5 protein-coding genes and 1 pseudogene are annotated in these 9428 nt (G+C 59.3%); all 6 read right to left on the bottom strand.

Annotated features, from left to right (window positions below):
- Positions 1 to 2894, bottom strand: a pseudogene (locus AAC083_RS02875) (efflux RND transporter permease subunit); the annotation flags it as partial.
- Between the two features lie 66 nt (positions 2895 to 2960).
- Positions 2961 to 4160 carry an efflux RND transporter periplasmic adaptor subunit gene (locus AAC083_RS02870; RefSeq protein WP_108535769.1) on the bottom strand — a complete coding sequence of 400 codons (1200 nt, stop codon included), beginning with the start codon at positions 4158 to 4160 and terminating at the stop codon, positions 2961 to 2963.
- Between the two features lie 345 nt (positions 4161 to 4505).
- Positions 4506 to 5312, bottom strand: coding sequence for an exodeoxyribonuclease III (gene xthA, locus AAC083_RS02865; protein WP_108535768.1), 807 nt, complete (start codon positions 5310 to 5312; stop codon positions 4506 to 4508).
- 156 nt (positions 5313 to 5468) lie between these two features.
- Complete coding sequence (locus AAC083_RS02860; RefSeq protein ID WP_042038466.1) at positions 5469 to 6431, bottom strand: ion channel; 963 nt, start codon at positions 6429 to 6431, stop codon at positions 5469 to 5471.
- Between the two features lie 60 nt (positions 6432 to 6491).
- Entirely contained in the window at positions 6492 to 8138 is a 1647-nt protein-coding gene (locus AAC083_RS02855; protein WP_108535767.1) for a tetratricopeptide repeat-containing response regulator, read from the bottom strand.
- 110 nt (positions 8139 to 8248) lie between these two features.
- Positions 8249 to 9289, bottom strand: a complete 1041-nt coding sequence (locus AAC083_RS02850; RefSeq protein WP_108535766.1) for an FAD:protein FMN transferase — start codon at positions 9287 to 9289, stop codon at positions 8249 to 8251.
- Positions 9290 to 9428 lie beyond the last annotated feature (139 nt).

The raw sequence follows: 9428 nt of genomic DNA, 5'->3' as shown, positions 1-9428 counted from the left end.
ATACAGCCGAGGATAAAGGCGAGGGAGGTCATGATAATCGGGCGAAAACGCAGGCGCGCCGCCTCCAGTGCCGACTCGGCAATGCTCATGCCTTCCTCATGCTTCATCACCGCGAACTCGACGATCAGGATGGCGTTCTTGGCCGCCAGCCCCACCAGCGTCACCAGCCCGATCTGGAAGTAGACGTTGTTGGTCAGCCCGACTGCCCAGGTGGCGAACAAGGCGCCGAACAGGGCGAACGGCACGGCCGTGATCACCGCAAACGGCAGGCTCCAGCGTTCATACTGGGCGGCCAGAATGAGGAAGATCATCACGATGCCGAAGCCAAACGCCATGCCGGCACTGCCTGCAGACGCTTTCTCCTGATAGGCGGAGCCGGTCCACTCCAGTCTGGCATCGTTGCCGAGGGTGTTGTTGGCCACCTCTTCCAGTGCCGCGATAGCTTGACCCGAGCTGTAACCTGGGGCGGGCTGCGCCATGATCTTGGCTGCCGGGAACACATTGAAGCGTTCAACAAACGCGGGGCCACTGGCATCACGTACTGTCACCAGGCTGCTGAGCGGGATCATCTCCCCCTTGTCAGAGCGAACATGGATGTTGCTAATATCCCCCTTTGTGGCGCGATAATCCGCTTCTGACTGAAGCTGGACCCGATAGGTGCGACCGAACTGGTTGAAGTCGTTGACATAGACCTGACCGAAGGTGGCCTGCATGGTGTCGAACACCGCGTTGATGGGCAGCCCCAATGCCTTGGCTTTTTCCCGATCAAGATCCAGATAGACCTGAGGGACATTGGCGCGATAGGTCGAGGTGACACTGGCAAATTCAGGCCGTTCTCTGGCTGCGGCCAGGAAATGTTCAACCTCTGTCGAGAAGGTCTTGGCATCGCTGCCGCTGCGGTTTTGCAGATACCCTTCCAGTCCCCCTGTGGTGGACATCCCCTGGATGGGCGGTGGGTTGAATGATGCCACAAAGCCATCCGCCAGCCCCATCAAGCTCATGCCTTGAAAGGTATTCGCCAGGGAGAAGGAGTCCTGCCCTGCGCCTTTACGCTCGCTCCAGTCCTTGAGGGTGATGAAGCTCAGGCCGCTGTTGCTGATCACCGCACTGGAGAGAATATCGAAACCGGAGAAGGTAACGACATCCTTCACATTCGGGTTGGCCATGGCGATTTGGTCGAAGGTGTCAGCCAGTGCCTGGGTACGGGTCAGGGAGGCGGCGTCCGGCAGCATGATGGCAGAGATGAGGTAACCTTGATCCTCATCCGGTACCAGTTCTCCCGGTACCTTCATCAACAGCAGATAACTGGCGATCAGCATGGTTACTATGATGCTGAAGGCCAGCGCCACCCGGCGATTCAGGAAGGCCACGCCACGCACATATCCTCTGGTGAGCTGGTCAAATCGGTGATTGAACCAGACGAAGAAACGAGCGGGTTCCCGATGTCCATCCTTGAGCAATACGGCACACAAGGCCGGTGACAAGGTCAGGGCAACGATGCTGGATATGACCACAGAGATGGCGATAGTGATGGCAAATTGTTTGTACATCACCCCTGTCATGCCGCCCATAAAGGCCACGGGGACGAACACGGCGCACAAGACCAGCGTGGTGGCGACAATGGGGCTGAATACCTCCTGCATGGCGAGGATGGCGGCTTGCGGCGCCGAGAGTTTTCGCTCTCGCATGCTGCGTTCCACGTTCTCCAGCACGACGATGGCGTCATCCACCACTATGCCTATGGTCAGCACCATACCAAACAGGGTCAGCAGGTTGATGGAAAAACCCAGCAACAACATGCCGGCAAAGGTACCGATCAAGGATACCGGCACCGCGATACAGGGGATCAGGGTGGCGCGGAAGTTTTGCAGGAACAGATAGACCACCACAAACACCAGCACCATGGCTTCAAACAGGGTGCGTACCACCTCCTTAATGGAGAGTGTTACGAACTCGGTGGTGTCATAGGGGATCTGATACTCGATATCCTGCGGAAAACGGGTTTGCAGTTGCGCCATGGTGGCGTGCACGGCATCCGCCACGGCAACCGAGTTGGCCCCCGGTTGCAGATAGGTGGCGATACCGATGGCAGGCTTGCCGTTGGCGCGAGCGACAATGTCGTAATCCTTGCCACCGAGCTCGACGCGGGCAATATCCTTGACCCTTATTTTTGCGCCATTTGGCATCGATCGGATGATGATGTTCTCGAACTCTTTCACATCCTCAAGGCGCCCTTTGGTCTGCACCGTATAGGTGAAGTCGGTGGGGGTCGTGGTGGGCTGGGCACCGATTTTGCCTGCCGAGAACTCGCTGTTCTGCTCACGAATGGCACCAATCACATCGCTCGGGGTGAGTTGCAACTGGGCAAGACGATCCGGGCGCAGCCAAATACGCATGGCATAGTCAGTGCCACCAAAGAGCATGGTATCGCCAACGCCAGGTACCCGCTTGAGCTCGTCGATGATGTTGAGCAGGGCATAGTTAGACAGGTAGGTCGTATCAAATGACTGGTTGGGTGACACCAGCGTGATGACCTGCAAGATGGCGGTCGATTTTTTCTTGACCGTTACCCCCTGCTTTTTCACCTCTTCCGGCAGTTGGGCCATGGCGGCCGAGACCCGGTTGTTGACGTTGATGGTGGCCTGATCCGGATCGGTGCCGATCTCGAAAAAGACGTTGAGGTTCATCTGGCCATTGGAGGCTGAGCCAGATTGCATATAGACCATCTGCTCAACCCCGTTGATCTGCTGCTCTAGGGGGGCGGCAACGGTTTGAGAGATAGCTTCAGGGGTTGCTCCCGGGTAAAAGGCGGTGACCGATACCACGGGTGGTGTGATTTGCGGATACTGCTCTACCGGCAGTGCGCGCATGGAGGCCAATCCTGCCAGTACGATAATGATCGATATCACACAGGAAAAGATGGGGCGCTCTATGAAGAACTTGGAAAACATAGGCGCTCCTTACCTGGCCGCTGGCTTGTTAGCCATCTTGTCGCTGATAGCCTTCATCTCTTGGGCTGAGACAGGTTTGACTATGCTGCCGGGTTTGGCTTTCATCAGCCCCTCTACGATGTAACGTTCACCTGCATTAAGGCCGCTGTCGATCAGCACTCCTTCTGCAATGGCCGGACCGAGTCTGACCTGACGTGGCACTACCTTGTTATCGCCATCCACCACCATCACCATGCGGTCTGCCTGAGATTGCACAATCGCTCTGGCTGGTACCACGATGGCGTTTTTACGAATACCCAAGTCGATGGTGATTCTGGCAAATTGACCTGGCAGCAGTGCGCCCTGTTTATTGTCGAAAATGGCGCGGGCACGGATAGTGCCGGTCTGGGGATCGATCCGATTATCAGAGAAGTTGAGCTTGCCTGTCTCGGGATAGATGGAGCCGTCAGAGAGACGGATATGGGTACGCCAGTTGGTGGTGTCGTTGGCCTCAATCAACCCGTTACGCACCGAGTTTTCAAAATTGAGGTGATCCTGCTCCGAGTACGAAAAGTTGACGTAGAGCGGATTGTACTGGGTGATGGTTGTCAGCAAGCTGCTGTCACCGCTGGTGGAGATAAGGCTACCTTCGGACTGGGCGCTTTTGCTCGCCATGCCATCAATGGGCGCAGTGACCTGGGTGTAGCTGAGGTTGAGTGCAGCCTCCTTCACCTTGGCCTGAGCGGCCTGATGACTGGCGATGGCGGCTTCATAGTTGGCGATGGTGTCGTCATAGTCTTTGCGGCTCACCACCTGGCGTTTGAACAGGGGGATGATGCGATCGCGGTCAGCACGGGCCTTGTTGAGACGAGCCTGCTCCTGGGCAAGTATGCCCCTGGACTGCTCCAGTGCCACCTTGTAGGGCTCGGGGTCGATGAGAAACAGCTCCTGGCCGGCGGTGACCGGCTGGCCTTCCACATAGGTACGCTTGAGCAGTATGCCGTTCACCCGGGAGCGTACCTCGATCTCGCGAAAACCGGCGGTTTCACCCACCATCTCGGTGGTCAGGGGCACATCGGTCGGCTTGACCTCGGCCACCACCACCGGCAGGGGAGGCAGCGCTTGGGCACCGGCGGTCCGCTCGTCACCGCAGGCGGTCAACAGGCTGGCCAGTGCCAGAGCAAGACCACAACGCTTGAACATCTCTTCCCTGACGTTTTGCACTTTCATCATCACACTCCTGTTGGATGGACAGCGATCGCCGTGCACACCTTTCTTCTGAACTGACATCATCAACAGCATGGTTACAAATTTAACTCATTGGATTAATGACAATTTTTAATGATAGATCGCGAATATTGAACCCAAGCTGCTCGGGGATGCAAGTTATTAGTGCTCATGGAGGCAGAAAGGCGAGTCAGCGACAATTGGTGTCCCGGCGGTGGATACATTGACTATAAGCGTTGCGCGCGGCGGGGGTAGCCTGTTGGGTATGGGCGGGTAGCCTGTCGGGCATTATAAACAGGAAAAGGGCGGGGAAGCGGGGACGTCAAACGTCCCCACTGTCTGCATTTATCAGGCAAAGCAGGCCCAGATGGGGGCGTGGTCCGAGGGTTTTTCGATACCGCGCAGCTCGTAGTCGATGCCGGTCTCGGTGACCGTGTCCTTGAGGGCGTCGGAGGCCATGATGAGGTCGATGCGCAGGCCGCGATTCTCGTCAAAGCCCTTGGAACGGTAGTCAAACCAGGAGAAACGCTCGCACTCTGTGGGGTTGGCGGCGCGGAAGGTGTCGGTCAGACCGAACCCTTTCAGCCGTTCCATCCATTCGCGCTCTATGGGCAGGAAGGAGCACTTGCCATCGCGCAGCCAGCGCTTGCGGTTCGCCTCGCCAATGCCGATGTCGAGATCGGTGGGGGAGATGTTCACATCCCCGATCAGCACCAGCGGGTCGTTCGGGGTGTGGTGGGTCTCCAAATATTGCTGCAAGTCCTCGTAGAACTTCTGCTTGGCAGGGAACTTGGTCTCGTGATCCTGGCTTTCACCCTGCGGGAAGTAGCCGTTCATTACCTTGATGAGGGAACCATCTTCACGCTCGAAGGTGGCCATGATCATGCGGCGATGGGCATCCTCCGGATCCGTGGGGAAGCCTTTTTGCACCTCGACGGGTTTCTGCTTGCTCATGATGGCCACCCCGTAGTGGGCCTTCTGGCCGTGGAACGCCACGTGATAACCCATGGCCTCCACATCCGCCAGCGGGAAGGCCTCGTCGTGCACTTTGATCTCCTGCAGGCCGATCACATCTGGCTGGTGTTTGTCGATGATGGCTTGCAGCTGATGAAGGCGGGCGCGCAGGCCATTGATATTGAAAGAGATGATCTTCATGTCAGGGATGCTCATGTCATTTTTATAAGTCGCTATTGGACTAGGAATCGGCGGTGGATGCAAGTTCCGGGGGCGGTGCCCGGCGCAGCTCCTGAGCCGGGTATCTGGCTATCGGCAATCTGATCACGGCCTCGCAGTAAGATAGTGGACAGGTTTTTAGCGGGTCATCTTCTTGACGAACACCACCACGAACAGTGCCAGCGTGAAGCTGCCGGTGAAGGCCTCGAAGGCGGCGAAGATCCGCGACAGGCCTATGGGGGTGAAGTCCCCGTAACCCAGGGTGGTGAAGGTCACCACGCTGTAGTAGAGGCATTCGAGCAGGAAGATGGCGTTCTGCTTCAGGGGGGCGCCGGGCTGGTAGATGAGGTGGTTGCCGTTGAAGCTCAGACCGAAGAAGAAGTAGAAGATGCTACAGATGAAGATGAGCAGCAGAGAGAAGAGTACCACTCGCATGGGCGCTTCGCCGTAGCCGCAGAAGAGATCGACAATCCAGGAGGTGAACCGCTGGGTCGACCAGCGTGGCAGTTGCAGCCGGCGCATGGTCAGCTCCTGCTGGATGTAGCGGCCGGACATGGTGAAGATGCCCTGCGCCTCCGAGGCCTTGCGCAGATCCCGGTAGGTCTCCTCGGCCTCTTTCAGCCAGATGCGGGCCTGTACCGGATCCCGCTCCTTGCGTCCGCGTCGCTCCTGCATCAGCCGTTTGCCGGTGCTGAGGTTGTCGAGTCGGGTGTTGTGCCAGCGAATGCCGAGCAGGTTGACGTCGTCGAGCTCGGCGCAGTGCAGGTTGGCGTCGCTGAGATCCGCTTTCATCAGGCTGCCGCCCTTGATACGGATACCGTAGAGGTGAGCCCCCTGCAGGTTGGCCCGATAAAAGTTGCACTGCTCAAGCAAGAAGCCCTGCGCGGCCCCTTTTTTGACCAGATTGAGGCCGGCCAGGTTGGCGCGGGCCAGTTGCAGGCCGTGGCACAGGCCGCCTTGCTGGATGTAGTGCTCCAGCTCGCGAGCGGTATGGGGATCCTGATGATTGGCGTGGGGATCGTGCCAGCGGCACAGTTCGTGCTCCCCAGCCTCCTCACTGCAGTGGCGGCCGTCCGCCACCAGATATCGACACATGGCCATCGTCTGTTTCTTCCCCTCGCCGAGTCTGTATCAGCATAGGCGAGCGGGACAGCCTGTGGGTCAGCTGAGCTGGGTAAACTCCTGACGCAGCTTGCGAAAACGATCCTGCTGCGCCGGGTTCAAAGGGATGCCGTCCAGTACCTCCAGCGTCTCCTTGCACTCGGCGCCAAACTCCGGGCTCTTGCGGTTCTTCTGCATCAGTTGCAGCAGCACCTGGATCTTGTTGAGGGCGGCACCGGTATTGGCGGGCGCCCGGCGCAGCGCCTCGCGAAAGTGGCCGAGGGCCTGCTCCAGCTCGCCGCTCTGGTAGGCTTTGATGCCCAGTTCGTTGAGCTGCTGGTAACGCTGGCGCCGCTCCAGCACCGTCTTGTCGTCGCGGGTGGCCTGGATGCAGGTAGTGAGCAGCCTGTCTTCATCCTCCGCCAGCAGCGCCTGCAGGCTCTCGGCATATTCGAATTCGCCGAGCTGGTAGAGCGCGAGTATGGTTTCGCCCAGCAGGCTGGGGGGCATGGTGTCCGGCTGATCGAGCCAGTTCTGGTTGGCGCGATAGAGCATCTTCTTGCCCTTGAGCAGCTCGCCCAGCGCGATCTGCACCCTGGCCTGGCAGATCTGCTCGAACACCGGGTAGTTGAACTCCGACATCATCAGCGAATCGCGAATGCGCGACAGCGCCGAGTTCACCTGCTTTTGCAAATTGGCGATGTGGTAGATGTCGTTGCTGTTGAGGGCATACAGGGTCAGCGCCTGGATATAAGCCCCCAGATAGTGAGGGGTGCGATGGATGGAGTTGCGCGACATGTCGATGAGCGACAGCAGCACGTCCTTGGCCTGGGCATAGTCGTGGCGCAGCAGACATACCTCCGCCAGCCGGCGGGAGAGCTGCACCGACTGGGGGGAAATGTCCACCGCGCGTTTGAGCTCCTGCTGGGCCTGCTCGTCATTGCCGAGCGCCAGCTGGGACTCCGCCAGCCAGAGGTGTGCCTCCACCATCAGCGGGGTGTTTCTGAGGGTCGCCTGCAGGTGGCTCACGGCCTCTTCGTTGAGCCCCAGGGTATGGCACGCCTTGCCCAGTGTCAGCCGGGCCCAGCTGTTCTCCTGGCCGGCCAGCAGCTGGCGCATCAGGCTGCGGGCCTCCTTGGCCTGCCCCAGTTTGAGTTGGGTATCGGCCTGCAGGCAGCGGCAAAAGTTGGCAAAGCGTGGCACGGCATCGGCCCGCTCGGCGCAGGCGGCCAGCAGGGTGGACAGATCGTCCTGGGCGAGGGCGCGGAACACGCTCTCCAGTGCCAGGCGACGGGCGAGGGCGCGTTTGAGGCGAAACGAGAACTGCTCCTGAGAGAAGGGCTTCATCAGGTATTCATCGGGTTCGGCCTCCAGCGCGCTCAACACCATGGCGCGGGAGCTGTCGCCGCTCACCATGATCACCACGCTCTGGGGGGGAATGAGCGTCTGATCCCGCAGGCTCTCCAGCAGTTGGCGGCCGTTCTCGCCGCCCCCCAGTTCATAATCGAGCAGGTAGATGTCAAAGGTCTCTTTCTGACAGCGACGCCTGGCCTCCTCGGCCGAGTTGACATAGGTGATGCGATTGATGCCGATGTTGATCAGCATCGCCTTCATCATCACCTGAAAGGATCGCTGTTCGTTGACCAGCAGGATGCGCTTGGGCTTGGGCGGGGCTTTTTTTTCTGGTTCGGATTCCGGTGTCTGCATCGGTCAGGGTCAGGGCGCTACGGGCGGATAACAGAAGTGTGCCACCAAAGCGCGCAGACAGGCAATTGAACATGGAGTGGCCCCGCCGTTTTTCGGCTAAGCCCCGCCATTCATGGCCTCTTCTGCACCAGATAGGGGGCAAATTGCGGACTGTATTCGGCCCGAAAGCCCTGCTCTGTCTTGATGATGAGGTAGACCGCCAACTGGTGTGCCCTGGCAAACGCCATCGCCTGCTCGGGTCCCATCACCATGAGCGCTGTGTCGAGGGCGTCGGCCTCCAGTGCGGTCGGGGTGATCACGCTGGCGGAGACCAGCTTGTGGGTCACAGGCGCGCCCGTGGCGGGATCTATGATGTGGGAGTAGCGCTGGCCATCGAGCTCGTAATAGTTGCGATAGCTGCCAGCGGTGCTGAGCGCCATGCCGTTCGGGCTCACCACATCAGAGAAGGCACCCGGTTGATCGGAAGGCTCGACAATGGCCACCCGCCAGGGGTTGCCCTTACCGTTGTTGCCCTTGCTGCGCACGGCGCCCGCCACTTCGATCAGGTAGTTGTGTACCCCCTTGCTCTCGAGCAGGGTAGCGATTTCGTCCGAGGCTGCGCCCTCACCCAGGGTGGAGAGATCGAGGTAGATCGCCGGGATTGTCTTGCCGAGCAGGAAGTGATCCCCCTCTTGCGTCAGGCTCAGTTTGTTTATGCCTACCTTCAGGCGGGCTGCGTCAATTTGTCTGGCATCTGGCCGCTTGATCGGGCGCTTGTCCGGGCCGAATCCCCACAGGTTGACCAGCGGGCCCACGGTGACGTCCAGCTTGCCCTGGGTGAGGTGCCCGGCATCTATGCCTTGTTGCACTATCCTGGCCATGGCCGCTGGAATGACAGTGGGCTGCTTGCCCGTGCTCTGATTGAAGCGGGAGATGAGGGAATTCGGGTCGTAGGTGGAGATCTCCCTGTTCATCCGCGCCAGCAGGGTATCGACCTCCTGCTGCAGCGCGGGTTCTCCCCCCGGGAAGGGATCGCTCACCGTCACCACATAATAGGTACCCATTGTCTTGCCCTGAATGCGGGTGTGGGTCGGCGCAGGTTGGCAGGCGGTCAGCACCAGCACCAGGGTCAGCAAGAGGCTGCGCAGGGCCAATACCGGGGGAAACGACATAAGCAATATCTCTATCTTGAACAGGGCCTTGTGCCATGGGCCGCCAGCTTAGCGAAGCGGTTGGTGGCTGGCGAGTGGTCGGTGTGCAAAATAGCGGGAGAAAATTAAACAGGGGTGGGCCGGGAGAGGGGTTGTGCGT

Origin of the sequence: Aeromonas sp. HMWF014, assembly GCF_963878295.1 — a bacterium.
GTDB lineage: Bacteria > Pseudomonadota > Gammaproteobacteria > Enterobacterales > Aeromonadaceae > Aeromonas > Aeromonas popoffii.
The sequence above is the reverse complement of the archived record's forward strand: the minus strand, read 5'-3'. Positions and strand labels throughout refer to the sequence as shown.

Coding starts and splice junctions, on each gene's coding strand:
- AAC083_RS02870 (WP_108535769.1), bottom strand. CDS start 4,160: ATGAAAGTGCAAAACGTCAGGGAAGAGATGTTCAAGCGTTGTGGTCTT.
- xthA (WP_108535768.1), bottom strand. CDS start 5,312: ATGAAGATCATCTCTTTCAATATCAATGGCCTGCGCGCCCGCCTTCAT.
- AAC083_RS02860 (WP_042038466.1), bottom strand. CDS start 6,431: ATGGCCATGTGTCGATATCTGGTGGCGGACGGCCGCCACTGCAGTGAG.
- AAC083_RS02855 (WP_108535767.1), bottom strand. CDS start 8,138: ATGCAGACACCGGAATCCGAACCAGAAAAAAAAGCCCCGCCCAAGCCC.
- AAC083_RS02850 (WP_108535766.1), bottom strand. CDS start 9,289: ATGTCGTTTCCCCCGGTATTGGCCCTGCGCAGCCTCTTGCTGACCCTG.